Source organism: Mycobacterium sp. IDUB_9, assembly GCF_055419505.1.
Genome location: NZ_JBVAXU010000002.1, coordinates 254,957 through 279,473, shown reverse-complemented (window position 1 = coordinate 279,473; position 24,517 = coordinate 254,957). Strand labels below are relative to the sequence as shown.

Sequence of the window (24,517 nt, the reverse complement as noted above, 5' to 3'; positions counted from 1 at the left end):
GAAAACAGACTTACCGTCTCGCTCCAAGACTGTTAGTCTCGAAACTTCATCGACGCAGGAGGTGCCCAGCGTGTCTGACACCCTCGTCGATTCTGGCCAGGATATAGATGCGGGCCTGGCATATCTGTCGATCCGGCAGCGGTACTGGCTGCTCGCCGTGGCTTGTATGGACGTCTCCATCGTGATCGCGTCAATGGTGGCCCTCAACGCCGCGCTGCCCGACATCGCCCGCGAGACCGCCGCCACCCAGGCCCAACTCACGTGGGTGATCGACGGGTACACCCTGGTGCTGGCCTGCCTACTCCTGCCCGCGGGCGCGATCGGGGACCGCTACGGCAGACGCGGCGCCCTACTGACCGGCCTTGCGGTCTTCGTCGTCGCCTCGGCGGCACCGATGCTGTTCGACGACCCCGTCCAACTGATCGCTTCCCGTGCCGTGGCCGGGGCCGGTGCCGCCTTCATCATGCCGGCCACCCTGTCGCTGCTGACCGCTGCGTTTCCAAAGTCCGAGCGCAACAAGGCAGTTGGGATCTGGGCCGGCGTCGTCGGATCGGGAGCCGTCTTCGGCTTCCTGATCACCGGTGGGTTGCTGCACTTCTGGCCCTGGCAATCCATCTTTGCGACCTTCGCACTCGCCGGGGTCGGTTTGTTCATCCTGACTTGCACCGTGTCCTCCTCCCGGGATGAGGATGCCGCGCCGCTGGACTGGATCGGCGCGGTACTGATCGGCGCGGCGGTGGCGACCTTCGTGCTCGGGGTGGTCGAAGCCCCGGTGCGGGGCTGGACGCACCCGATGGTGTGGGGCTGTATGACCGGCGGAATCGGCCTCGCGGTTGCGTTCGCGTTCGTGCAACTCAGACGCCGGTACCCGCTGCTCGACGTCCGGCTGTTCAGAAAACCCGACTTCGCCACCGGCGCGGTGGGCGTCACGTTCCTGTTCTTCGCGAACTTCGGCTACTTCTTCGTCAGCATGCAGTACATCCAGCTGGTCATGGGATACAGCCCGATTCAGACGGCAATCGCCCTCTGTCCATTGATGATTCCCGTGCTTCTCCTGGGCGCCACCACGCACCTCTATCTGCCGCGGCTGGGCTTGCGTCTGTGCGTGACGATCGGGCTTCTGGTGATCGCCGCGGGCCTGTCGTGCATGCGGCTGCTGCAGCTCGACTCCGGCTATCTCGACTACACCTGGCCACTGCTGATCATCAGCACAGGCATCGGCCTGTGCACTGCACCAACGACATCGGCCATCATGGGCGCGGTCCCCGACGAGAAACAGGGCGTGGCGTCCGCGGTCAACGACACCACCCGGGAAGTCGGTGCCGCCCTCGGCATCGCGGTGGCCGGGTCCATCCTGGCCGCCCAGTACCAGAATCACCTGGGGCCCAAGCTGACCGGCCTACCCGCCGAGATACGCGAGCCCATTCTCAGCTCGCTGGCCGAGGCACTCGCGGTGGCAGGGCAACTTGGTCCGCAGGGCACGGCGGTCGGCACGCTCGCCAAGCAGGCATTCCTGGACGCGACCAACTCAGCCCTGCTGGTGATGGCGGTGGTGCTGGCAGTGGCCGCGGTGTTCGTCGGGATCTGGGCGCCGGGCCGCGACGGTGAGCAGCTCCGGGCCATCCGGCGGCTCAGGTCGCGAGAAACTCCGCAGCCCGATGACCGATCATGGCAATGGTCGCGTGCGGGCCGCGACTGGTGATGGCCGGCATGATCGACCCGTCCACCACCCACAACCCCTCGACCCCCAGCACCCGGCAGGTCGGGTCGAGTACCGCCTCAGCCCCCGTCCCCATCGGCGCGGTGCCGGCCAGATGCTGCGATGTCGACCACGACGCATCACCGACTTCAGCTGTGTGACAGACCAATTCGCGAGCCAGTTCGGCGCCTCGACGCAAAGCGTCCACATCCTCGGCCACGGTGTCATAGCGGTGCTCGATGACCGGCGCCACCGTTGGGTCGGCCGACGCCAACCGGACCCGGCCCCGCGAGTGCGGACGCATCAGCGCCACCCCCAAGTGCGGAAGTTCGGCGGGGTCATGCCCGGGCCCGTGCACCATGGCCGCGAAGCCGGCGGTGTAGGGACGTACCTCGATACCATCGGCAGTGGTGAGCACGGCCTCCAACGGCGGCAGGCCGTGCGTCGGCGCCCAGGAGACAGGTAGCACCCATTCCGGATGGTCCACGGTGTGCATGCCGACCGGTAGGCCGGAGACCACCTTGATGCCGAGAGCCTCAAGCTCGGCCGCCGGCCCGATACCGGACAACAGCAGCAGGTGCGCTGATCCGATTGCCCCGGAACACAGGATGATTCGATCAGCACTGAGAACCGACCCGTTGTCGCACCGCACCCCGACAGCCCGATTCGCACGGAACAGCACGCGGCCGACTCGGGTGTCGGTCACCAGCCGGAGATTCGGCCGGCCCAGGGCGGGCTGCAGGTAGGCGCCACCCGGCCCAACCCTGTTGCCGCCGTTGATGTTCAGCGGAACGGCACCCACGCCCGGCGGCAGCGGCAACGGAACGTCCGAACCGTTGAGGTCGTCGATCCAGCCGAATCCGGCACTGGTCGCCGCATCGACGAATGATGCTGTGCAACCGTCGAATTCACGTACCCGACGGACGGTTATCGGCCCGCCGTCCCCGTGCAGGGCGGTGCCGAAATCCAGGTCGGTCTCGATGGCGCGGAAATGCGGCAGCACATCGTCCCAGCTCCACCCGGGCACGCCCCACCGCTCGAAGTCGCTCGGCAACCCCCGGCAGAAGTACCCACCGTTGACCGCCCCGGAGCCACCCACCACCGACCCCCGCATGATCTCGGTGTGCCGCGGCGGGTTGTCGGTCAACACCGATGCATAGTGCCGGACCACCGAGCTCGCGGCTCCGATCGGCAGCCGCAGGGCATCGGTGATCTGTGCCGCCACCCGCGGGTCACTCGGCGCCGGACCGGCCTCCACGATTGTGACCCGACAGCTGGGATCGACGGAAAGCCGTTCAGCCAGAATTGATCCGGCGCTTCCGGCACCGACGATCAGGACATCGCGCTCCAACTCGCGTTAGCTCCGCAGCTGCGGCTTGAGCGCGCCCAGCTGACGTTCCCGCACCACACCGGTCCACAAGCCGATCCCGTAGGCGAGATCGTCCAGACGCTTGAGCAGGATGTGGGTCAGCAGACCGACGGGTTTGGTGTCGCCGTCGGCATTGCCGCGCCGGGTCGCCCAGTCGACCACGCCGTCGAGCACCGCGGCCACCAGCACCGCGTGTCTGGCCCGCCGGAACATCAGGGCGGCAACCAGGGCGACCGGCCAGTAGTGCCGACAGATCGCCGAACACAACTGGAGGGCCGCCGACCACAGCCCGCGCGCGGTCACCGCAGCGACCTCGGTGGGTTCGGTATCGACGTTGCTGAGGGACCGTGCGATCCGCCGGCCGGTGAAGATCGCGATCACCACCGAGCCGAGGTACCCGAAACACGACCCCATGGCCAGGAGCAGCCACACCATCAGCGTCCACCCGGAGATCACCACCGGGGCGGTCTTGCCCGGATGCCGGACGGTCAACGGTGCCGCCGACGTACCGTAGAAAGCCTTGCGGTTGAACCACTCTCGCAGATCCGTCCGGTGATCATGAGCAACCAGCGCGATCGGTTCATACCGCAGGCGGGCCCCGGTTTCGACCAGCCGCCAGCACAGGTCAACATCCTCACCGGAGTGCATGGTCTCGTCGAATCCGCCCACCGCGGCCAGCGCCGAGCGCCGGCAGATGATGGCCGCACTCGGTACGTAGGACACCGGGCCGTAAGGCACCACCGGCGCCTCCCGCAACCCGAGGTCCAACGACGAACGAACGGCCTCGTACCGGGCGACGACGTTGTCGGCGGTGTGCAGCCCGACGATGCGCGGCGCCACCAGGGCCACCGCCGGGTCGCAGAAGTGTCCGAGCAATGCCTCCAGCCACCCACGCCGCGGCACCACATCGGAGTCCAGGAACGCCACGAAATCGGTCTCCGTCGCGGCCAGGCCGGTGTTGCGGGCGGCCGCCGGACCGTTGCTACGGAAGTGCCGGAGGACCTGCACATCGCAGTGCATGCCGGCGAACTCTGATTGCGCGACCGGAACCGCCGAGCCGTCGTCCACCACGATCACCCGAAGGCCCCGCAACGCCGCGATCAGCCGATGCAGACCGGATACGTTGTCGCGCACCGGAACAATGACCGTGACGTCACGGTGCGACGGCCCGCTCGGCGGGCGCGGATGCGCGACCGTGGCGTCGAGCAAAGTCCGGGCCAGTTGCGCGCTCTGCGCGTCGTGCACTTCCAGACGGCCGCCGTTGAGCATGGTCTGCGCCATCGGAGCCAGCTGCAGCAACCGGGTCGGCGACCCGCCGAGTAGGGCCGCGCCGGCCCCGAGCACCTTGACCCGGCGATCCACCTGCACGGCGAAACCGTCGGGCAGCCTCGGTCCGGTCATGTCAGCAATCCGTTCCGGTCCGGCTGCCAACGCCGCATCCGGCCGGCGCAGCCGTTGACCATCTCAGCAAAGATACGCTCCCCCTCGGCAGCTGTGGCGGTTGTCGGATCACCCAGTACGCCGGCTTCGCTGACCGCAGCAATCCCGCCACTGCGCATCGCCGGCATGAGCTCGGCCAGTGGCGCGGTGTTGCCCGGAGTCAGCTCATCGATCCAGACATCGCCGGGCGAAATATGTAGCAATACAGATGTTTCGGTATGCCCCGCGTGCGCATCGGCACCCACGGCCGTGCACGGAACCCAGCCGACGTCGCGGCCCTCCCGGCGCAACAGGGCCACCGCAGCGGCCAGCGCCTCCACATTCCCCCCGTGACCATTGACGAAGACCAGTCGCGACGCCCAGTTCAACGCAGAACGTCCGTACTCCAACAGCAACGATCGCAGGGCCGCGGTGCCGATCGACACCGTGCCTGGGAACCCCTCGTGCTCGCCACTGGCGCCGTAATGGACGGCCGGCGCGACCACCCAGTCACCGGCCGATACGCCGGCGAGGTGGTCGGGCAGTGCCTGCGCCACGGCGGCGGCGATACGCGTGTCGGTGTCCAGGGGCAGGTGCGGGCCATGTTGCTCGGTAGAGCCCACTGGGACGATCAACATTGGCGACAAGCTGCGTAGCTGTCTCGACGTTGAGTTCCCGAGCCCGCTGGGGAAAGCCACGTGCCGATGGTAGGCCGAATTCACCTACTGTGCGCCAATTGTTGGAGCACAGGCAGCAATTGATTTGCCTTTGCTTTCCCGGCACCCGCCATCGGCATCACGTACGTCCCTCCCGCCACCCCTGTCACGCTGCACCTTAGGGTGACGGTAAGCCCCTCAGGCGCCCGCGCGCGGCACACCGAGGGTTCGGGTGAATCCCTCCGGGACCAGAATGTCGTCGGGCGTCAGGTCGTGGATCGAGGACTTGCCCAACCCACGCAGCGCGGAGTCGATGCCGCCGCTGAGAATGTCCAGCACGTTCTCGACACCCGCCTGGCCGTTGGCTGCCAGGCCCCACAGGTAGGCCCGTCCGATCATGACGGCCCGGGCGCCGAGCGCCACGGCCTTCACGACATCGCTGCCGCGTCGGATCCCGCCGTCCAGCAAAACCTCGACCTGGTCCCCCACCGCGTCGGCGATGGCAGGCAGGCAACGGATCGCCGCCGGCGTGCCGTCCAGGTTGTTGCCACCGTGATTGGACACCGTGATCGCCGAAACACCCGCGTCCACGGCACGTTTGGCGTCGTCGACCCGCACCATGCCCTTCAGCAGGAACGGGCCGCCCCACTGCTCGCGCAGCCAGGCGATGTCCTCCCAGGTCGGCGGCGGCGTGCCCATCCACTGCCCGTAGGCGTCGAAGAACGCCGGTCCCGGCTCGCCACGCCGGCCCTGGTTCGGCACCCGCAGGTCCGGCGGGCGAAGGTGCTTGCCGAAGCTCCACAGCCAACGCGGCTTGGTGAGCACCTCCGGAGACATCCGCAGCATGGTCTTGAGATCCATTCGCTCCGGGATCTTCGGGCTACCCCAGTCGCGGCCGTGGCTGAAGCTGTAGTCGGTCGTGGCGATCATGCCGACCGCACCTGCGTCCTTCGCGCGCTGCACCCGCTCGGCGATCTCGTCGCGGGACCCGAGCCAGTAGATCTGGAAGAAGACCTTGTCGTTGACGGCGGTGACTTCTTCCATCGGCTTGCTGGCAAACGACGACAGCCCCATGGCCGTACCGCGCGCCGCAGCCGCGCGGGCCACGGCCACCTCGCCGTCGGGGTCGATCGCCTGCACGCCAGTCGGCGAGATGATGACGGGCATCGAAATGTCTTGCCCCATGACCGTTGTCGACATCTCACGCTTCTCGGTGGCGCCGAGGACATGCGGGGCGAAACCGAGTTCGGCGAACGACTCCACGTTGTCGGAGACCGTCACACCCTTCTCGCTGGCAGAGATCAGCGACGAGTAGGCGGACTTGGGCAGCCGCTTGCGCGCCCGCTGCTGAGCGATGGCGACGGTCTCGAACCAGGTATCACGAGCCATGGGTTACACCGGACTTTCGTTACAGATACGGGCCGGCGGCTTGGTCAGCAACTTCAGTGCCACCGGGCCCTGCTTGGTACCGCGGGAGTGATCGCCGCTGGGCTTGGGTTTGATGCGCTCCTGTGCCAGAGCCGGCTCGCCCCAGCCTTCGACGCACTCGGGGTCCGGCCCGTCCATCGGCAGACCGGTGAAGAACTTGGCTGCCATGCAGCCGCCACGGCAGGCGTCATAGTGTCCACAGCCGCTGCAGGCGCCGGCCGACTGCGGCTCGCGCAGCTCGCGGAACAACGGGGAGTTCTGCCAGACGCTCTGGAAGCCGGTGCCAAAGCCGGTGTCCTCCAGGATGTTTCCGGCCAGAAACTTGTCGTGGATGGCGAACGGGCAGGCATAGACATCGCCCACCGGATCGATCAGGCACACGACCCGGCCGGCGCCGCACAGGTTCAGCCCGGCCAGCGCGCCGGGCTCGCCCAGGCCCGACAGGTGGAAGAACGAGTCACCGGTCAGCACGCGCTCGCCGCGGGCGACCAGCCAGTTGTACAGCTGGCGCTGCTGGTCCTGGGTGGGATGCAGCTCGTCCCAGACATCGGCGCCTCGGCCCGACGGACGCAGCCGCGTGATCCGCAGCGTGGCACCGTACCGGTCGGCCAGCGCTTTGAACTCGTCGAGTTGGTCGACGTTGTGGCGGGTGACCACCACGGAGATCTTGGCATCGGAAAACCCTGCGGCAGCAAGGTTTTCCAGCGCACGCACGGCCATGTCGAACGAGCCCTTGCCGCGCACCGCGTCGTTGACCTCGGCGTTGGCGCCGTCCAGGGAGATCTGCACGTCGACGTAGTCGCTCGCGGCGAGTTTCGCGGCGATCTCCGGCGTGATGCGCACCCCGTTGGTGGAGAACTTGACCCCGACGTGGTGCTCGGTCGCGTAATCGACCAGTTCCCAGAAGTCCGGGCGCACAGTCGGTTCCCCGCCGCCGATGTTCACGTAGAACACCTGCATGCGTTCCAGCTCGTCGATGATGTCCTTGCACTGCTGTGTGGACAGTTCGCGCGGATCGCGCTTACCCGACGAGGAGAGGCAGTGCACGCACGCCAGGTTGCATGCGTAGGTGAGCTCCCAGGTCAGACAGATCGGGGCATCGAGTCCGTGCTCGAACTGCTCGACGAGCCTTGGAACAGGCGTGCGTACGGGCGCAACAGAAGTCATTGTGAATTCCCAGGGATGAGCATCTTCGAGGACACCAGCACGCTCAGCGCGTGCAGGTAAGGGCCTTGGTCGGAGTCGGCGATACCGACCGCGCGACACGCGGACCGGGCGTCGGGGTGATCAGCCAGTGAGTTGACCACCTCGACGACCGTCCGATTCTTCAGAAACGACAGCTTGCGGGTTCCGAAGTGATACAGCAGGGCACCGAACGGCTCCGGCCGCACCGCCACCTGGTGGTGCAACCGCCAGCTGACATTCGGGTCGAATACGACGCCGGTGCGCCCGGCCGTATCGGCAGCCTGTGCGGACACTGTCAGTAAACCCCGCACATACCGTCGATCGAGACCTCTTCGACGAGCGTCTCGGTGGCGAGCTGGGTTTCCGTCTCAACCTGCGGGTTCTGATCCATGAATCGCACCTTTCCTTCAACTGTTCCTGTAACTGTGGGTCTCGACAATTGTGACCTGAGTCGCAAGAATATGGCATCGAGTGCACAAATGGAAGGGCGGGTTTTATGCGGCAGGCATCCGGGCCCCGGGTCGGTCGGCGCCCGTCCACCACGCAGGACCACATCACCGACGTCGCGCTGGCGCTGTTCGCGACCCGCGGCTTCGACGAGGTCAGTGTCGATGACGTCGCCAAAGCCGCCGGCATCGCGCGCCGCACACTGTTCCGCTACTACGCCTCCAAGAACGCCATCCCATGGGGAGATTTCGACGCCCACCTGCAGAACCTGCGCGACCTGCTCTCCTCCCTGAGCACAGATATCCCCCTGGCCGAGGTACTGCGCGAGGCCCTGTTGTCGTTCAACACCTTCGATGCCCAGGAAATGACCCAGCACCGCCTCCGCATGCAGGTCATCCTGGGAACGACCGGGCTGCAGGCATATTCGATGACGATGTACGCCGGCTGGCGTGAGGTCATCGCCACCTTCGTGGCACAGCGAATCGGCGCGGCACCCCACGACCTGATGCCACAGACCGCCGGCTGGCTGATGCTCGGCGTCGCACTGTCGGCATATGAGCACTGGCTCGCCGACGAGTCCGTCTCCCTGCCGCACACCATCGCCCGGGCCTTCGAAGTGGCACGTCCCGGCTTGGAGGCCTTGGCACCGGCGGGAGTGGACACCGCTCCCTCCGGGTAACCAGGTGCCGACCGACACCCGGAGGTGAACCGTGCGGAAACCGGACAGGACGCCCACCGCGGCCGAACTGGCCGCCCTGATCGTTGCGCTGATCGTCGGATTCGGCGTCGCCACCTACTTCGGAAGCCTGGTCGCCGGTATCGCCGTCGCGATCGGCATCGCGATCATCGGAGCGGGCTTCTTCTACGCCAAGACCTGATCCGGCGGCAGCGCATCCCACACATCGGCAAGCGCCGCAGGCCCCTGTGGACTCAGCGGCTCGGTGAGCATCACCGGTGCCTGCGACATGAAACGCGGTGTGCTGCCACGGTGTACGTCAGCGGCATGCGCAGTGAACGGATGCAGCACATACATGTCACCGGGCCGGCCCGTCGCATATGCCACGGGACGGGTCCGGCTGGCTTCGTCCACCACGCCACCGGCTTCGACGAAGTCGATCGGATCGGGACCCAGCACCCGGGCTGTGTCCCGATGCGAACCCACCCGGATACGCGTCGGCGCGTCAGCGGGCCCGACCTCTGACAGCAGGGTCAACACGAGGACGGTGCGTGGACGACCGCTGACGGCCCACTCCCCACCTGGCAGCGGGGTGTTGGCGTCCACGTGCCAGCCCCGGTCGTCTGCGGGCGGATCCACCGGGAACCGGACCGGGATATGGCCCAGGGCACCGCGCGGTAGCCAACCGCCTTCTCCGCAGATCCGGTCCAGGGCCTCGGCCAGCGGGGCGCTGCTCACCACCTGCCCGAACGGGCCCGCCCCCGTCAGATCTGCCGCCCACCGCACCGGCATGGTCCACGATGCCGGTTCATCAGGCGAGAGCCCGATCTGTGCCCACAGCAGATCCCTGGCCGCATCGGCGATTTCGGCCGGAACTGCCTGTTCGATCTTGACGAACCCGTTCCGTGTGAATGTGTCGACGTCCACCACACCGACCACCATGACGCACCTCTGCTGACCAGCGCCAACGAATTTCCGGCGAAAAATTCTTCGCCAACCCCGTCGGAGTTTGGTGCCCGGCGGCGACGATAAGGGTGTGAGCGCCGAAACAGACGCTCCGCGGGTGCTGCTGAGGTGCTACGACGAGGCCCTGCCAGTGGTGTACGGCTACTTCGTACGACGCTGCGGTGACCGCGGAACCGCCGAGGACCTGACGTCGGAGACGTTCCTGGCCGCGATGGATGCGGCCCGCCGACCGTCACCGCCGCAGATCTCGGTGCCCTGGTTGATCGGCGTGGCCAAGCACAAGCTGGCCGACCACTACCGGCGCCGGCACGACCGCTTCACCGTGCCGGTGGCCGAGTTGCCCGAACCGGTGGAGCCGACCTACGACTGGGACGCCGAGCTGGATCGCATTGTGGCCGAATCAGTTTTGTCCCGGCTACCCGAGCACCACCGCACCGTGCTCGTCCTGCGCTACGTCGATGACCGCACGGTCAGCGAATGCGCTGAGCTGATCGGCCGCACGGTGCACGCCACCGAGGCGCTGCTGGTGCGGGCCCGCCGCGCCTTCAGAGCCCAGTACCCGACACCGGAGGGAGGGACGTCGTGATCAACAGCCACGATCCGCTGACGGTGCTGAGCGGCGACGACCAGCCGGTCTCCCCCGATCCGGCATTCGCGGCCAGGCTGCGCGCCCGGCTGGAATCGGCCCTCACCCTGCCCACCCACGCCCAAGGAGTTGACATGAGCGGAACCGACACTGCCATCGCCGAACTGAACCAGCCCGCGGCCACGCCGGCTCCCGCACGATCCGCTGTTGTGGCCTACCTGGCCGCGCCCGACGCCCGTGCCGCCATCGCCTGGTACCGCGACGCGCTCGGTGCCGTTCCGGTCGGCGAGCCGATCGTGATGGACGACGGCCGCATCGGCCATGCCGAGCTCGAGCTGGCCGGCGGCATCTTCTACCTGGCCGACGAGTTTCCCGAATTAGGCTTGAAAGCACCAGCGCCACAGTCCGTTTCAGTGAGCCTGATGCTGAATGTGCCCGACACCGACGCCGTCCTGGAGCGAGCCAGGACCCTGGGTGCGCAAGTGCAGCGCGAACCTTACGAGAACTACGGCACCCGCAACGCCGTGATCATCGACCCCTCGGGCCACCGGTGGATGCTCACGGGTCCGGTCGCGGTACCGGATTCGCGGCCCGCCGCGGTGTCAGATTCGCGGCCCGCCGCGGTGTCAGATTCGCGGCCCGCCGCGGTCGTTCCCATCCAGCACGGCGACGTCGGCTACGTCTCGGTCTGGGCTCCCGACGCCCAACGTGCCGCCCGGTTCTACGGCCACGTACTGGGCTGGACCTATGACCCGGACACCCATGCGGTCACCAATACCCGACAACGCATCGGCATCTACAGTGTCGCCTCACCGCAGGGCATGCTGTGCTGCTACGCCGTTGCCGACCTCGCCGACGCCCGGCAGGCGATCATCGACGGCGGCGGGCACGTCGGCGAGACGCTGGAGTTCGAGTTCGGCACGGTGCTGGATGCCACCGATCCACTGGGCACGTCGATCGCAGTGTTCCAGCCCGCCCCGGGAACCCCTCGTCCGGAGCTCAACGGCGCTGGGCCGGGCGAACTTTCGTACATCACCTACGAGGTGCCGGACTCGACGGCGTTCAAGGGCTTCTACAGCCGAGTGCTGTCGTGGACCTTCGAGCCCGGCCGGATCGACGACGGCTGGGGGGTTCAGGGCAGCCAGCCGATGTCGGGCATGGCCGGGAGCGCCCCGCGGGCAGTGACGGTGCCTATGTGGACGGTCGCCGATATCGACGCCGCGGTCGCCCGAGTCGTCGAGGCCGGCGGAACCGTGCTGCAGCAGCCGTCACGACAGCCCTACGGATTGATGGCCGAGTGCACCGACGACCAGGGCAGCCGGTTCTACCTCGGCCAGTTCTAGAGCGATTTGTGGAGTTCTAGCCGTGCGTGTGACGGCCAGAACTCCACAAATCGCTGGGAAAAGTCAGCCGAGGACGTCGGAGATGGGGGCGCCGGCGGCGATCTTGCCGCGGGCCTTCATCACCTTGCCGGGCATGCCGCCGCCGACCACACCGACCACGACACCGTCACGCTCGTAGTAGGCCAGGAACTTGCGGCCGTCGTCCTCCACCACGTGCACGACATCGTCGGCCTCAGGCTCACCCAGGCACTGGATCTTGACGTCGTACTGATCGCTCCAGAAGTAGGGCACCGATACGACCGGAGAGGCCTCCTGACCCAGGATCGCCGGCACCATGGCCCGCGCCTGGTCGGCAACGTTGCTCCAATGTTCAACGCGCGCTTGGTCACCCACGTGATCACGCCACGACGCGACATCACCGATGGCCCACACGCCCGCGGCGCTGGACCGGCCGACCTCGTCGCACACCACGCCGTTGTCGAGCTCGATACCGCTGCCCCCGAGCCACTCGACCGCCGGGTGCGAGCCGATACCGACCACCACCAGATCGGCGTCGAGTTCGGTGCCGTCACCGAGCACCACCTGCTCGACCTTGTCGGCGCCGCGCACCTCGCTGACCCCGACACCGCAACGCACGTCGACCCCTTCGGCCTGGTGCAGCCGGGTCACCAGGGCCCCGATCTTCTCGCCGAGAACCGAGGCCAGCGGCGTCGGCTGCGGCTCCACGAGTACCACCTCCACGCCCAGCTTGCGCAGGCTGGCGGCGACCTCGCAGCCGATGAAGCCGGCACCGACCACCACCGCGCGCTGCGCCTTTCCGGCGTGCTCGCGCAGGGCCATGCTCTCGTCGTAGGACCGCAGCACGTGAATACCCGCGAGATCGCCGAATGACCGGATCCGCCTCGGCACCAGCCCGGTGGCGATGACGAGCTCGTCATAGGCCACGTCGCTACCGTCGGCGAGCTTCAACGTCTTGGCGGCGGTGTCCACCGATTGCGCCGCGGAACCGAGCCGCAGCGTGATGTCGTTCTCGGCGTAGAACTCGGCCGGCTTGAGCGTGACGTCATCCGTCTCCGCACGCAGCACTTCCTTGGACAGCGGCGGCCGATCGTAGGGCAGATGGTCCTCGTCGCTGACGATCGTGATGGGCCCGGCGTACTCCGAACGGCGCAGCTGTTCGGCCGTCCGGGCCGCAGCCAAGCCGCCGCCGACGATGACAATGCCCGCCGCTGATCCCGTTGAAGTAGTCACGTGGGGTTTTTACACGATCGGGCTTGAGCGTTGTGCGCCACCCTACGTTCGCAGGTGTCGATGACCCGCGTCACGACCGGCCCCGGTCGATGATGTTCGACAACACCACGATGCTCTCACTGCGCTCGATGCGAGCCGTTGAGCGGATGCGCTCCAGGGCTTCCTCAAGGTGACGCATATCGCGGGCGAGCACATGCAGGATGGCGTCGGCGGTACCGGTGACCGTTGCCGCGCTGACCACTTCGGGGATGTCGATCCAGGCCGCGCGCAACTGATCTGGCGCGATGGTGCCCTGACAGAACACCTGCACGTACGCCTCGGTGCTCCAGCCCAGGACATTGCGGTCGATCACCGTGGTGAAGCCCCGGATCAGCCCGTCGGCGACCATGCGGTCCACCCGCCGCTTCACCGCGGGCGCCGACAGATTCACCCGTTGCCCGATCTCGGCGAATGTCGCCCTGGCGTGCTCGGTGAGTTCGGCCAGAATCCGCTCGTCGGTGTCGTCCAGACGTTCCACATCCACCTCCACGCAACAAACCTTCGCATATCCGTGTTTTATGCAATATATCGCTGCATATCACGCAACAAGCGGCAATTGCTTGCGCCACGGAACCTCCTTATCGTCGATTCATGACGATTTTCGACGAAGTCGTGCCTGGCACGGTGCCCCAAACCGTCGGCGCCGTGTCACCCGCGCGGAGCGCCGTGTCACCCGCGCGGAGCGCGACGAACCGCCGATACGCCATGACCGCCCCGGAACACTTCACCGTCGAATACGCCATCAACCCGTGGATGGACATCTCCACGCCCGTGGACACCGCGCTCGCGCTGGCCCAGTGGGACACGCTGCGACGGGTGTACGCCGATCTGGGCCACACCGTCGACCTGGTGACGCCGCGCCGCGGCCTGCCCGACATGGTCTACGCCGCCAACGGGGGCTTCCTGATCGGGGACATCGCGGTGGTGGCGCGCTTCGCCTACCCGCAACGCGCCGGTGAGGCCGGCGCCTACGCCGAGTGGATGGCCGCGGCCGGCTACCGGACGGTGTGCACCGACCATGTCAACGAGGGCCAGGGCGATCTGCTACTCGTGGGGTCAACCTTGTTGGCCGGATACGGTTTTCGCACCGATCGACGCGCCCACGACGAGATCGCGGCCGCTACCGGCCTCGACGTGATCAGCCTGGAACTCGTCGACCCGCGCTTCTACCACCTCGACACCGCGTTGGCAGTGCTCGACGACTCGACGATCGCCTACTATCCCCCGGCCTTCGGTGACGACGCCCGCCGGCGGATTGCCGAGCTGTTCGGCGACGCCATCGAAGTGGGCTCGGCCGACGCCTACGTCCTCGGCCTCAACGTGGTGTCCGATGGCCGGCACGTGGTGATGCCCGCCGCTGCCACCGGATTCGCCGACCAACTGCGCCGGGCCGGGTTCGAGCCGATCGGCGTCGATTTGTCCGAACTCCTCAAAGGCGGGGGATCCGTCAAATGCTGCACCCTGGAGCGTCATCCATGACCATGCTGGACAGTGTGGACAACCAGGCCACCCCGGATCCGGCGACCGCCGCCGCGATCGCGCTCGACGATCGCTACGTTGCCCCCAACTACTCACCGCTGCCGGTGGTCGCGGAAAGCGCCGAGGGGGCCTGGATCACGGACGTGACCGGCCGGCGCTACCTCGATTGCCTCGCCGCCTATTCGGCGGTCAACTTCGGCCACCGCAATCCCGAGATCATCGCCGCCGCACACACTCAACTGGACCGGCTGACCCTGGTGAGCCGAGCCTTTCACTCCGACCGTCTCGGCCCGTTCGCCGAGGCACTGGCCCAATTGTGCGGCAAGGACATGGTGCTTCCGATGAACAGCGGTGCCGAGGCCGTGGAGAGCGGCATCAAAGTGGCCCGCAAATGGGCCACCGATGTCAAGGGCGTACCTGCGGACAAGTCGAACATCATCGTGGCGCACAACAACTTCCACGGCCGCACCACCACGATCATCAGCTTTTCCGACGACGACACCGCACGCCGCGGCTTCGGTCCGTACACGCCCGGATTCCGGACGGTGCCCTTCGGCGACCATCGCGCGCTCGAGGCGGCGATCGACGAGAACACCGCCGCGGTGCTGATCGAGCCCATCCAGGGCGAGGCCGGCATCATCGTCCCGCCCCACGACTACCTGCCGCAGGTCCGCGACATCTGTACCCGCAACAACGTGCTGATGATCGCCGATGAGATCCAGTCCGGCCTGGCCCGCACCGGCCGGACCTTCGCGTGCGAACACTGGGATGTGGTTCCCGACGTATATCTGCTCGGCAAGGCGCTGGGTGGTGGCGTGTTGCCGCTGTCCGCGGTGGTGGCCGACCGCGACGTGCTCGGCGTACTGCATCCTGGCGAACACGGCTCCACCTTCGGCGGCAACCCGCTGGCCGCGGCGATCGGCACGACCGTGGTCGGCATGCTGCGCCGGGGCGAATTCCAGCTCCGTTCAACCGAACTCGGACAACACCTGCATGACGGGCTGACCAGGTTGATGGGGCACGGCGTGACGGCCGTGCGAGGCATGGGCCTGTGGGCCGGCGTGGACATCGACCCTGGCCTGGGCACCGGCAAGCAGCTCGGCCTCGCGCTGGCCGAACGTGGCGTGCTGGTGAAGGACACCCACGGATCGACCCTGCGGTTCGCGCCGCCGCTGGTGGTGACCGCCCACGAGCTCGACTGGGCCATCGACCGATTCGCCGACACCCTGGCCGAGGCGCGCCGATAATCGGTTGACCGGCAGCAAGGAGGCACCATGTCCGCCCCAGCCAACAACCTGACCAGCCAGATGTTGCGGCGCAGGCCCGTCTTCGGAGCACCGGTGGCCCACGGCGCGTCCGACCATCTCCGGCGAAGTATCGGCACGTTCCAGCTGACGCTGTTCGGTGTCGGCGCCACGGTCGGCACCGGCATCTTCATCGTGCTGCAGCAGGCAGTCCCCAAAGCCGGTCCCGCAGTGCTGGTGTCATTCATGGTGGCCGGTGTCGCCGCCGGCCTATCTGCGATCTGCTACGCGGAAATGGCTGCGGCAGTGCCGGTTTCAGGCTCAACCTACTCCTACGCCTATACCACCATGGGCGAGTTCATCGCGATGGGTGTCGCAGCCTGTCTACTGCTCGAATACGGTGTCTCCATGTCGGCCACCGCTGTCGGCTGGAGCGGCTATCTCAACCAACTGCTGGACAACCTGTTCGGCTGGCGGTTGCCACACGCATTGTCCGCCGCCCCGTGGGGCGATGACCCCGGCGTGATCAACCTGCCCGCCACAACCCTGATCGTCATGTGCGCTCTGCTGCTGATCCGCGGTGCCAGCGAGTCCGCCGCGGTCAACACCGTCATGGTGCTCCTGAAACTGTGCGTGCTCGGCATGTTCGTGGCCATCGCGTTCACCGCGTTCACCACCGATCACTTCGCCGGGTTCTGGGACAAGGGATTCACCGGCATCACCGCCGCGGCCGGCACCATCTTCTTCACGTTCATCGGCCTGGACGCGGTGTCCACCGCGGGCGACGAGGTGAAGAACCCGCAGAAGACCATGCCCCGGGCGATTCTCGGCGCACTGATCGTCGTCACCAGCATCTATATCCTGGTCGCGTTCGCCGGCCTGGGCACCCAATCCGCCGACGAGTTCGGTTCCGACGCACAATCCGAGGCCGGACTGTCGGTGATGCTCACCAACATCCTGCACGGCCAGACCTGGGCCAGCACCGTCCTGGCCATGGGCGCGGTCATCTCGATCTTCTCGGTCACCCTCGTGGTGATGTACGGCCAGACCCGCATTCTGTTCGCGATGGGACGCGATGGCCTGCTGCCACCGATGTTCGCAAAGGTGAACCCGCGCACCATGACTCCGGTGAACAACACCATCGTCGTGGCCGCGGTGACCGGCACCCTCGCCGGGTTGGTGCCGCTCGACTATCTGTGGGATCTGGTGTCGATCGGAACCCTGGTGGCATTCATCGTGGTGTCCGTCGGCGTGATCATCCTGCGGGTGCGTGAGCCGGACCTCCCGCGAGCGTTCAAGGTTCCCGGTTACCCGGTGACACCGGTCCTTTCAGTGCTGGCCTGCCTGTTCGTCCTCTATGGCCTGCCGCCCATCACCTGGCTGTGGTTCAGCATCTGGGTTGCCCTCGTCCTGGCGTTCTATCTCCTGTGGAGCCGACATCACAGCGCCCTCAACGACGGTGGCGACGGCTACATACCGGGCGTGGCAGCGGGTGAGGACGACGTGATGATCACCCCCGGAGCCGAGGAATCCCGATGACCGTCGTCGTCGGATACCTGGCCGGCAAAGGCGGGGTGTCCGCGCTGCACCTCGGGGTCGGCGCAGCCCGGACCCTGAACACCTCGCTGGCGGTGGCCACCGTCGTCCCGCGTCCGTGGCTGAACCCGTCACCGGCCCGCGTCGATGCCGAATACGCCGAGTATGCCGCACAATTGGCGGCGTCCTCGGCCGAGCAGGCACGGCAGCACGTGACCGCGCTCGACGACGGCCTCGACGTCAGCTTCCACAAGTTCGCGCACCGCTCCGTCTCGGGCGGCCTGCTCGAGGCGGTCGGCGCTCTCGACGCCGAACTACTTGTCCTCGGCTCCGCATCGGAGGGCCAACTGGGCCAGGTGGTGGTGGGCTCGACCGCCGATCGGCTGCTGCACTGCTGTCCGGTTCCGCTGGCGATCAGCCCGCGCGGCTACCGACGGCCGAAATCCGGTGTACTGGCGCGCATCACATGCGCCTATCCCGGATCTCCCGAAGCGGTGGCGGTGGTTGAACAGGTCGCCGACCTGAGCCGACGTCTGGGCACGCCGATGCGGATGGTCACGTTCGCAGTGCGGGGACGCAACATGTACCCGCCGACTGTCGGACTGCACGCCGAGGACGCGATCCTGCAGGAGTGGGCGAAACAAGCGCAGCAGGCGCTGATCCGCTTGAAGGACGGCAAAGTCATCGGCGACGACGTTGATCTGCAGGTCGCCACCGGCAACGACTGGAGCGACGCGATCGATGCCATCGACTGGCTCGAGGGCGAGATCCTGGCGATCGGGACCTCGCCCGGCGGCGCGGTCGCCCGGGTTTTCCTGGGCTCACACGGATCAAAAATTCTGCGGCACAGCCCGGTTCCGGTTCTCGTCCTCCCGGGCTAGTCCCGGCGGGAGATCAGTACTTCAGCACGCCCCGGTCGACGGCAATCTGGCTGCCCGACAGCGTGGCCGAGTTGTCGCCGGCCAGCCAGGCAACCACATCGGCAACTTCCTCGGGCGCCATGAACGCCGCGAGTCCCTCGTTCTTGCCGTCGGTCACCTTGTGATACGGCATCGGGGCGAAACTGTGCAGGAAGCTCGGGAACTTGGAGAAGATCTCGGCCATTGCCTCCGGTTCGATCATCGGAGTGTCGATCGAGTACGGATGGATCGAGTTGACCCGGATGCCGTACTCGCCCACCTCGAGAGCCAGTGTGTTGGTCAGTGCCACCAGACCGTGTTTGGAGGCCGAGTAGTGACCGTTGCCCGGGGTGGCTTTCACACCGGCCGAGGAGCTGACGATGATGATCGACCCGCCATTGCCGGCCTCGATCATCGCGGGCACCGCGGCCCGGATGGTCCGCCAGGTGCCGTTGAGGTTGACGTCGACGACGGTGTCGAACTGCTCGGGGCTCAGCTCCCACAGCCGGCCCCAGCTGAGCACGCCGGCATTGGCGACCACGATGTCGAGCCGGCCGAACTGCTCGACTCCGTCGGCGACCACCTGCTGCTGGGCCGCCAGATCACGGATGTCGACCTCACGCGCGAGCACCTTGCGGCCCGCGGCCTCCACGGCGGCGACAGTTTCGGCCAGATCCTCCGGTGTCGCAGCCGGGTACGTGATCGTGTCGGCGACCGGACGGCACACGTCGACGGCGATGATGTCGGCGCCTTCGTTGGCCAACCGCACCGCGTGCGCGCGCCCTTGTCCGCGTGCAGCACCGGTGACAAACGCCACCCGGCCTTCCAATGTTGCGTTACCTGCCGCCATCCCAGGGTCCTTTCACGTGAGCCTGGCCACAGGCTAACAGCAGAAGTAGAACGTGTTCCTGGCCGATACCGATCAATGGGATGCCCGATGATCGGGCAGGTCATGCGCCACCTGGCGGGTGCGTCCAGGATCGGATCAGAGATCGGCGATGATCTGCTGTCGTTTGACCGTGTACTCGCCTTCGCTGATGGCCCCCGTCGCGCGCAGCGTTTCCAGTTCCTGAAGACGTTGCGCGGTCGAGGGCGCCGGAGGCGCCAGGAAGGGGGCCGACGGTGCAGCTGCAGCAGCCGGCACCGGCCCGGCCGACGCCTCCTGTTGTGCGGTCGCGCGCCGCACCACGGCCTGGACCTGCTCACGCACCGCGGGATTGCCCCGCAGGTCGACCATGTTGTTGATGCCGATGCCGTTGGCCTTGAGGATCTGCAGGATCTCCATCAGCGGGCCGGACTGACCGGTCAGGTCGTAGGACTTGTTCTCCTCGGCGAGCGTGAACGTGGCCGGCATCAGACCGCTGACCAGACTGCTTCTCTCCCAATCGATCCGGTACTCGTTAGTCGTCGGGTCGACGAGTGCGACCAATTTCCGGTTGGTGATCATCGGCAGCCGAGACACCGAAGCGAGCACCCGGTCCTGACTGGCGAACGGCGCAATGCCGGGTCCCGAGATCTGCAGATCCAACTTCACCAGCGGCTGCTCGTTGATGCGGGTGCCGGTCTCGTGGATACCGGTGACCTGGGCCAGCGCCAGTACGCCCACCTGCTCGAGTTTCTCGTTCTGCGCCGCCGACTTCGACCCGGCGGCCGTGATCCCGAGCGCGATCAAGATGTCGATGGCTGTGATCAACAGGCCCATCCAGAACATCCACTTCATCATCGGATCGGCTCCGGAGACGAAGTAGATGACCAGGAAGATCGGGCCGACGATGCCGCACATCAACACGAACGCCTGAATGCGCAGGTACCGCCAGAATGTGGCCATCGCAGGCTCCTGTCGTCGGTTGGGCGCCATCAGATTAGCGCCCAGACCGGCCCAGGTCAGGAGTGGACGACACCATCCGGCGAGCGGCTCGGTGGCACGGTCTGCTGCTGCATCGGCGAGGGGCCCAGCATCCGGTACAACGGCCAGGTCCACCGATACCCACCACTGTTCGAGCGGGCGTAGCTGGTGTGCACGGCGATAGCGGTCGCGGTCACCTCATCGGCATCCGGGTCGGAGTCGCAGACCGCGTCGCCACGATCACACACGCTGATCGTGCGACTGCCGACTGACGGCAACAGCGGCGCGGGGGCGTGAGCCAGGACCGGCCAGTCCTGCGCAACACCCTTCCTGGTGCTGCTGACCGCCGTGGCCGTACCCAGGTTGACGGTGGGGTCGGCAGGCAGGCGGTCACCGTCGGCGACCAACAGTGCGGCAGCCAGATTCGGGCTGCCCGCCAAGGTGGCCAGATTGCGGTGGACCACCATCGCGCCCTGCGAATAGCCGGCCAGCACGACCTCGCTGGACGGGCACTGCTGGGTGAATGCCGCGTACTGACTCCCCAGCGCCGCCACCCCGGCGTCGACACTGCTCATGAAGCCACCCCAGCCCAGCAGATCACCGTCCTCGGGCACCGGTGCAGCCGGGTAGGCCACCGACTCAGCCGTCATCGTCCGACCGTCCTGCTGCACCCACACAGACAAGTCGCGCAAGGAGTTGTAGACCACCCGGCCCATGCCGGCATCTACGGTCGGATCGTCACGCTCACCCGAACCGGCAACGCCGATCCAGTGGATGTCCGGGCATCCCGGCGCCGCCTCTGCCGAGCCTGCCGAAAATCCGACCGCCGTGGCGGCCAGCACGGCCGCCGAAGCCAATGCCCATATCGGTCGCATCATGTTTGTCCCCAACCCGTGTAGCTCACCTATGCAATAAAGATCGGCTCAGCTATCACAGGCGTTACACCAGCAACCCACCAGAAGACGCAAAAGTCCCCCAAACCGAGTGGCTTGGGGGACCTTCGCGTCTGTTCGCGGGGAACTAGATCAATTACTTGTTGATCTTGGTAACCCGGCCGGCGCCGACCGTACGGCCGCCTTCGCGGATCGCGAAGCGCAGGCCCTCGTCCATGGCGACGGGCTGGATCAGCTTGACGGAGATGTCGGTGTTGTCACCGGGCATCACCATCTCGGTGCCCTCGGGCAGGGTCACCACGCCGGTCACGTCCGTGGTACGGAAGTAGAACTGCGGACGGTAGTTGTTGAAGAACGGCGTGTGGCGGCCGCCCTCGTCCTTGGACAGGATGTAGACGCTGCCCTCGAACTCGGTGTGCGGGGTGGTGGTGCCGGGCTTGACCACAACCTGGCCACGCTCGACGTCCTCGCGCTTGATGCCACGAACCAGCAGACCGACGTTGTCGCCCGCCTGACCCTGGTCGAGCAGCTTGCGGAACATCTCCACACCGGTGACGGTGGTCTTGGTCGTGGTCGGCTTGATGCCGACGATCTCGACCTCTTCGTTGACGTTGATCACGCCACGCTCGACGCGACCGGTCACCACGGTGCCACGACCGGTGATGGTGAAGACGTCCTCGACGGGCATCAGGAACGGCTTGTCGGTCTCACGAACCGGATCCGGGATCGACTCGTCGACCGCGTCCATCAGGTCCTCGACCGACTTGACCCACTTCGGGTCACCCTCGAGCGCCTTCAGGGCGGAGACCCGGATAACCGGGGCGTCCTCGTCGAACTCCTGGGCGGCCAGCAGTTCGCGGACCTCCATCTCGACGAGCTCGATGAGCTCCTCGTCGTCCACGGCGTCCGACTTGTTCAGCGCCACCAGGATGTAGGGCACACCCACCTGGCGGGCCAGCAGCACATGCTCGCGAGTCTGCGGCATCGGGCCGTCAGTCGCGGCGACCACCAGGATCGCGCCGTCCATCTGGGCGGCACCGGTGATCATGTTCTTGATGTAGTCGGCGTGACCGGGGGCGTCCACGTGGGCGTAGTGCCGCTTCTCGGTCTGGTACTCCACATGGGAGATGTTGATCGTGATGCCGCGCTGACGCTCTTCAGGCGCATTGTCGATCTGGTCGAATGCGCGCGACTCGTTCAACTCGGGGTACTTGTCGTGCAGAACCTTGGTGATTGCTGCAGTAAGCGTCGTCTTGCCGTGGTCAACGTGACCGATGGTCCCGATGTTGACGTGCGGCTTCGTCCGCTCGAACTTCGCCTTCGCCACTGTGGTGTCCTCCTGGACTTGTTGGTGCTTTTGTTAAAGCAATGATGATGTGTTCAGTTGTGTACCGCGGCAGTTGCCGCGACGAGATTACTGACCCGTCGCCTTCGCGATGATCTCCTTCGCCACGTTCGCCGGAACTTCGGCGTACGAGTCGAACACCATGGAGTAGTTCGCCCGGCCCTGAGTCTTCGACCGAAGGTCGCCGACGTAGCCGAACATCTCCGACAGCGGCACCTGCGCCTTGACGACGCGCGCACCGCTGCGCTCCTCCATGGCCTGGATCTGACCACGGCGGGAGTTCAGGTCGCCGATCACGTCACCCATGTAATCCTCGGGTGTCGTGACCTCGACGGCCATGATGGGCTCCAGGATGACCGGCTGAGCCGCCTGGGCGGCCTTCTTCAGCACCTGCGAACCCGCCACCTTGAACGCCATTTCCGAGGAGTCGACCTCGTGGTAGGCGCCATCGAGCAGCGTCACCTTGATGTTCACCAGCGGGTAGCCGGCCAACACGCCGTACTGCATGGCGTCCTGCGCACCGGCATCCACCGACGGGATGTACTCGCGCGGGATGCGGCCACCGGTGACCTTGTTCGCGAACTCGTAGGTGGCACCGTCCTCGCCGGTGAACGGCTCGAGGTCGATGAGCACCTTCGCGAACTGGCCGGAACCACCCGTCTGCTTCTTGTGGGTGAACTCGACCTTCTCCACCTTGCGGCGGATGGTCTCGCGGTAGGCCACCTGGGGCTTACCGACGTTGGCCTCAACCTTGAATTCGCGACGCATGCGGTCCACCAGGATGTCCAGGTGCAGCTCGCCCATACCGCCGATGACGGTCTGGCCGGTCTCCTGGTCCAGGTGCACCTTGAAGGTCGGGTCCTCTTCGGCGAGCTTCTGGATCGCGGTGCCCAGCTTCTCCTGGTCACTCTTGGTCTTGGGCTCGATGGCCACCTCGATCACCGGATCGGGGAAGGTCATCGACTCAAGCACGACCTGGTTCTGCGGATCGCAAAGGGTGTCACCGGTGGTGGTGTCCTTCAGACCGATCACGGCGTAGATGTGACCGGCGGAGGCCGACTCGACCGGGTTCTCCTTGTTGGCGTGCATCTGGAACAGCTTGCCCAGCCGCTCCTTCTTGCCCTTGGTGGCGTTGATGACCTGCGCACCGGACTCAACCTTGCCCGAGTACACCCGGACGTAGGTGAGCTTGCCGAAGAAGGGGTGCACGGCAATCTTGAACGCCAGCGCTGCGAACGGCTCGTCGGTCGACGGCTTGCGCAGGATCTCTTCGTCCTCCTTGCCGGGGACGTGGCCCTTGACGGACTCGACATCCAGCGGCGAGGGGAGGTAGTCGATCACGGCGTCCAGCATCGGCTGCACACCCTTGTTCTTGAACGCGCTGCCACACAGCACCGGGTACAGCTCGCTGTTGACGGTCAGCTTGCGGATCGCGCCCTTGATCTCCTCGATGGTGAGATCCTCGCCGCCGAAGTACTTCTCCAGAAGCGCCTCGTCGGTCTCGGCGACAGTGTCCATCAGCTCGCTGCGGTACTGCGCAGCCTTCTCGGCCAGATCGGCCGGAATCTCGACGGTCTCGTAGCTCTCACCGAGCTTGGTCTCGCCGCGCCACACCTTGGCGTTCATCTCGACCAGGTCGATGATGCCCTCGAAATCGTTCTCGGCACCGATCGGCAGCTGGATCACCAGCGGCTTGGCACCGAGGCGGTCCTTGATGGTCTGCACGGTGAAGTAGAAGTCCGCGCCGAGCTTGTCCATCTTGTTGACGAAGCAGATCCGGGGCACGTCGTACTTGTCGGCCTGACGCCACACCTGCTCGGACTGGGGCTCAACACCCTCCTTGCCGTCGAAGACGGCAACGGCGCCATCGAGCACACGCAGGCTGCGCTCCACCTCAACGGTGAAGTCGACGTGCCCGGGGGTGTCGATGATGTTGATCTGGTTGTTGTTCCAGAAGCAGGTGACGGCTGCGGAGGTGATGGTGATACCACGCTCCTGCTCCTGCTCCATCCAGTCGGTGGTGGAGGCACCGTCGTGCGTCTCACCGATCTTGTAGTTGACGCCGGTGTAATAGAGGATGCGCTCTGTCGTCGTCGTCTTGCCGGCGTCGATGTGCGCCATGATGCCGATGTTGCGGACCTTGTTCAGGTCAGTCAGCACGTCCTGTGCCACGGAAGTCTTCCCAACTTTTCGCTTGCTTGATTAGGTGTT

24 protein-coding genes are annotated in these 24,517 nt (G+C 66.4%); 9 read left to right on the top strand and 15 right to left on the bottom strand.

The window, feature by feature from the left end; genetic code table 11:
• Positions 1-70 precede the first annotated feature (70 nt).
• Positions 71-1,702 (top strand): MFS transporter, encoded by a 1,632-nt coding sequence (locus ACZY08_RS09840; RefSeq protein ID WP_463745012.1) that lies wholly within the window; start codon positions 71-73, stop codon positions 1,700-1,702.
• On the opposite strand, the gene mftG is transcribed toward ACZY08_RS09840, so the two are convergent.
• From mftG to mftA, 7 genes are all read right to left on the bottom strand, one after another.
• Entirely contained in the window at positions 1,632-3,050 is a 1,419-nt protein-coding gene (mftG, locus tag ACZY08_RS09835) for a mycofactocin dehydrogenase MftG (RefSeq protein WP_463745013.1), read from the bottom strand. The two genes, ACZY08_RS09840 and mftG, sit on opposite strands and share 71 nt — an antisense overlap.
• 6 nt (positions 3,051-3,056) lie before the next feature.
• Complete coding sequence (mftF, locus tag ACZY08_RS09830; protein WP_463745014.1) at positions 3,057-4,469, bottom strand: mycofactocin biosynthesis glycosyltransferase MftF; 1,413 nt, start codon at positions 4,467-4,469, stop codon at positions 3,057-3,059.
• Positions 4,466-5,209 carry a mycofactocin biosynthesis peptidyl-dipeptidase MftE gene (gene mftE / locus ACZY08_RS09825; protein WP_463745015.1) on the bottom strand — a complete coding sequence of 248 codons (744 nt, stop codon included), beginning with the start codon at positions 5,207-5,209 and terminating at the stop codon, positions 4,466-4,468. Before mftE ends, mftF begins: the two co-directional genes overlap by 4 nt.
• A 132-nt stretch (positions 5,210-5,341) precedes the next feature.
• Positions 5,342-6,532 carry a pre-mycofactocin synthase MftD gene (gene mftD, locus ACZY08_RS09820; RefSeq protein ID WP_463745016.1) on the bottom strand — a complete coding sequence of 397 codons (1,191 nt, stop codon included), beginning with the start codon at positions 6,530-6,532 and terminating at the stop codon, positions 5,342-5,344.
• A 3-nt stretch (positions 6,533-6,535) separates the two neighbouring features.
• Positions 6,536-7,738: a mycofactocin radical SAM maturase gene (mftC, locus tag ACZY08_RS09815; protein ID WP_463745017.1), complete on the bottom strand. Its 1,203-nt coding sequence runs from the start codon at positions 7,736-7,738 to the stop codon at positions 6,536-6,538.
• A complete protein-coding gene (mftB, locus tag ACZY08_RS09810) occupies positions 7,735-8,049 on the bottom strand; it encodes a mycofactocin biosynthesis chaperone MftB (RefSeq protein WP_463745018.1) in 315 nt (104 codons plus the stop codon). Before mftB ends, mftC begins: the two co-directional genes overlap by 4 nt.
• Positions 8,050-8,051: 2 nt before the next feature.
• A complete protein-coding gene (gene mftA, locus ACZY08_RS09805) occupies positions 8,052-8,147 on the bottom strand; it encodes a mycofactocin precursor MftA (RefSeq protein WP_463745019.1) in 96 nt (31 codons plus the stop codon).
• Positions 8,148-8,252: 105 nt separating this feature from the next.
• Between mftA and mftR the strand changes: the two genes are divergently transcribed.
• Both mftR and ACZY08_RS09795 read left to right on the top strand, forming a co-directional pair.
• Positions 8,253-8,882: a mycofactocin system transcriptional regulator gene (gene mftR, locus ACZY08_RS09800; RefSeq protein WP_463745020.1), complete on the top strand. Its 630-nt coding sequence runs from the start codon at positions 8,253-8,255 to the stop codon at positions 8,880-8,882.
• 31 nt (positions 8,883-8,913) lie between these two features.
• A complete protein-coding gene (locus ACZY08_RS09795; protein ID WP_463745021.1) occupies positions 8,914-9,081 on the top strand; it encodes a hypothetical protein in 168 nt (55 codons plus the stop codon).
• Here ACZY08_RS09795 and ACZY08_RS09790 read toward each other — a convergent pair.
• Positions 9,066-9,821, bottom strand: a complete 756-nt coding sequence (locus ACZY08_RS09790) for a phytanoyl-CoA dioxygenase family protein (protein ID WP_463745022.1) — start codon at positions 9,819-9,821, stop codon at positions 9,066-9,068. The genes ACZY08_RS09795 and ACZY08_RS09790 overlap by 16 nt on opposite strands.
• Before the next feature lie 94 nt (positions 9,822-9,915).
• On the opposite strand from ACZY08_RS09790, the gene ACZY08_RS09785 reads away from it, so the two are divergent.
• Positions 9,916-10,431 carry an RNA polymerase sigma factor gene (locus tag ACZY08_RS09785; protein WP_463745023.1) on the top strand — a complete coding sequence of 172 codons (516 nt, stop codon included), beginning with the start codon at positions 9,916-9,918 and terminating at the stop codon, positions 10,429-10,431.
• Complete coding sequence (locus ACZY08_RS09780) at positions 10,428-11,774, top strand: VOC family protein (RefSeq protein ID WP_463745024.1); 1,347 nt, start codon at positions 10,428-10,430, stop codon at positions 11,772-11,774. Before ACZY08_RS09785 ends, ACZY08_RS09780 begins: the two co-directional genes overlap by 4 nt.
• Before the next feature lie 63 nt (positions 11,775-11,837).
• On the opposite strand, the gene ACZY08_RS09775 is transcribed toward ACZY08_RS09780, so the two are convergent.
• Both ACZY08_RS09775 and ACZY08_RS09770 read right to left on the bottom strand, forming a co-directional pair.
• The gene (locus ACZY08_RS09775; RefSeq protein ID WP_463745025.1) at positions 11,838-13,025 is read right to left on the bottom strand and encodes an NAD(P)/FAD-dependent oxidoreductase; all 1,188 of its coding nucleotides are present in this window, start codon (positions 13,023-13,025) and stop codon (positions 11,838-11,840) included.
• A 70-nt stretch (positions 13,026-13,095) separates the two neighbouring features.
• On the bottom strand, positions 13,096-13,542 hold the full coding sequence (locus ACZY08_RS09770) for an Lrp/AsnC family transcriptional regulator (protein WP_463745302.1): 447 nt from the start codon (positions 13,540-13,542) through the stop codon (positions 13,096-13,098).
• 227 nt (positions 13,543-13,769) lie between these two features.
• On the opposite strand from ACZY08_RS09770, the gene ddaH reads away from it, so the two are divergent.
• From ddaH to ACZY08_RS09750, 4 genes are read left to right on the top strand one after another with little or no spacing between them, the layout of a single operon-like run.
• On the top strand, positions 13,770-14,543 hold the full coding sequence (gene ddaH / locus ACZY08_RS09765; RefSeq protein ID WP_463745303.1) for a dimethylargininase: 774 nt from the start codon (positions 13,770-13,772) through the stop codon (positions 14,541-14,543).
• Positions 14,540-15,790, top strand: coding sequence for an ornithine--oxo-acid transaminase (gene rocD / locus ACZY08_RS09760; protein ID WP_463745026.1), 1,251 nt, complete (start codon positions 14,540-14,542; stop codon positions 15,788-15,790). The genes ddaH and rocD overlap by 4 nt, the downstream gene beginning before the upstream one ends.
• Positions 15,791-15,817: 27 nt before the next feature.
• A complete protein-coding gene (locus tag ACZY08_RS09755; RefSeq protein WP_463745027.1) occupies positions 15,818-17,326 on the top strand; it encodes an amino acid permease in 1,509 nt (502 codons plus the stop codon).
• Complete coding sequence (locus ACZY08_RS09750; RefSeq protein WP_463745028.1) at positions 17,323-18,204, top strand: universal stress protein; 882 nt, start codon at positions 17,323-17,325, stop codon at positions 18,202-18,204. Before ACZY08_RS09755 ends, ACZY08_RS09750 begins: the two co-directional genes overlap by 4 nt.
• Before the next feature lie 13 nt (positions 18,205-18,217).
• On the opposite strand, the gene ACZY08_RS09745 is transcribed toward ACZY08_RS09750, so the two are convergent.
• The 5 genes from ACZY08_RS09745 to fusA form a co-directional block, all read right to left on the bottom strand.
• Positions 18,218-19,072 (bottom strand): mycofactocin-coupled SDR family oxidoreductase, encoded by an 855-nt coding sequence (locus ACZY08_RS09745; RefSeq protein WP_463745029.1) that lies wholly within the window; start codon positions 19,070-19,072, stop codon positions 18,218-18,220.
• Positions 19,073-19,207: 135 nt separating this feature from the next.
• Positions 19,208-20,050, bottom strand: a complete 843-nt coding sequence (locus ACZY08_RS09740) for an SHOCT domain-containing protein (RefSeq protein ID WP_463745030.1) — start codon at positions 20,048-20,050, stop codon at positions 19,208-19,210.
• Between the two features lie 56 nt (positions 20,051-20,106).
• Positions 20,107-20,946, bottom strand: a complete 840-nt coding sequence (locus ACZY08_RS09735) for a cutinase family protein (RefSeq protein WP_463745031.1) — start codon at positions 20,944-20,946, stop codon at positions 20,107-20,109.
• A gap of 151 nt (positions 20,947-21,097) precedes the next feature.
• A complete protein-coding gene (gene tuf, locus ACZY08_RS09730; RefSeq protein WP_463745032.1) occupies positions 21,098-22,288 on the bottom strand; it encodes an elongation factor Tu in 1,191 nt (396 codons plus the stop codon).
• Positions 22,289-22,375: 87 nt separating this feature from the next.
• Positions 22,376-24,478: an elongation factor G gene (gene fusA, locus ACZY08_RS09725; protein ID WP_463745033.1), complete on the bottom strand. Its 2,103-nt coding sequence runs from the start codon at positions 24,476-24,478 to the stop codon at positions 22,376-22,378.
• Between the last annotated feature and the right edge of the window lie 39 nt (positions 24,479-24,517).

Coding starts and splice junctions, on each gene's coding strand:
- mftF (WP_463745014.1), bottom strand. CDS start 4,469: ATGACCGGACCGAGGCTGCCCGACGGTTTCGCCGTGCAGGTGGATCGC.
- mftD (WP_463745016.1), bottom strand. CDS start 6,532: ATGGCTCGTGATACCTGGTTCGAGACCGTCGCCATCGCTCAGCAGCGG.
- mftC (WP_463745017.1), bottom strand. CDS start 7,738: ATGACTTCTGTTGCGCCCGTACGCACGCCTGTTCCAAGGCTCGTCGAG.
- mftA (WP_463745019.1), bottom strand. CDS start 8,147: ATGGATCAGAACCCGCAGGTTGAGACGGAAACCCAGCTCGCCACCGAG.
- mftR (WP_463745020.1), top strand. CDS start 8,253: ATGCGGCAGGCATCCGGGCCCCGGGTCGGTCGGCGCCCGTCCACCACG.
- ACZY08_RS09790 (WP_463745022.1), bottom strand. CDS start 9,821: ATGGTGGTCGGTGTGGTGGACGTCGACACATTCACACGGAACGGGTTC.
- ddaH (WP_463745303.1), top strand. CDS start 13,770: ATGACCGCCCCGGAACACTTCACCGTCGAATACGCCATCAACCCGTGG.
- rocD (WP_463745026.1), top strand. CDS start 14,540: ATGACCATGCTGGACAGTGTGGACAACCAGGCCACCCCGGATCCGGCG.
- ACZY08_RS09755 (WP_463745027.1), top strand. CDS start 15,818: ATGTCCGCCCCAGCCAACAACCTGACCAGCCAGATGTTGCGGCGCAGG.
- ACZY08_RS09750 (WP_463745028.1), top strand. CDS start 17,323: ATGACCGTCGTCGTCGGATACCTGGCCGGCAAAGGCGGGGTGTCCGCG.
- ACZY08_RS09745 (WP_463745029.1), bottom strand. CDS start 19,072: ATGGCGGCAGGTAACGCAACATTGGAAGGCCGGGTGGCGTTTGTCACC.
- ACZY08_RS09740 (WP_463745030.1), bottom strand. CDS start 20,050: ATGGCCACATTCTGGCGGTACCTGCGCATTCAGGCGTTCGTGTTGATG.
- ACZY08_RS09735 (WP_463745031.1), bottom strand. CDS start 20,946: ATGATGCGACCGATATGGGCATTGGCTTCGGCGGCCGTGCTGGCCGCC.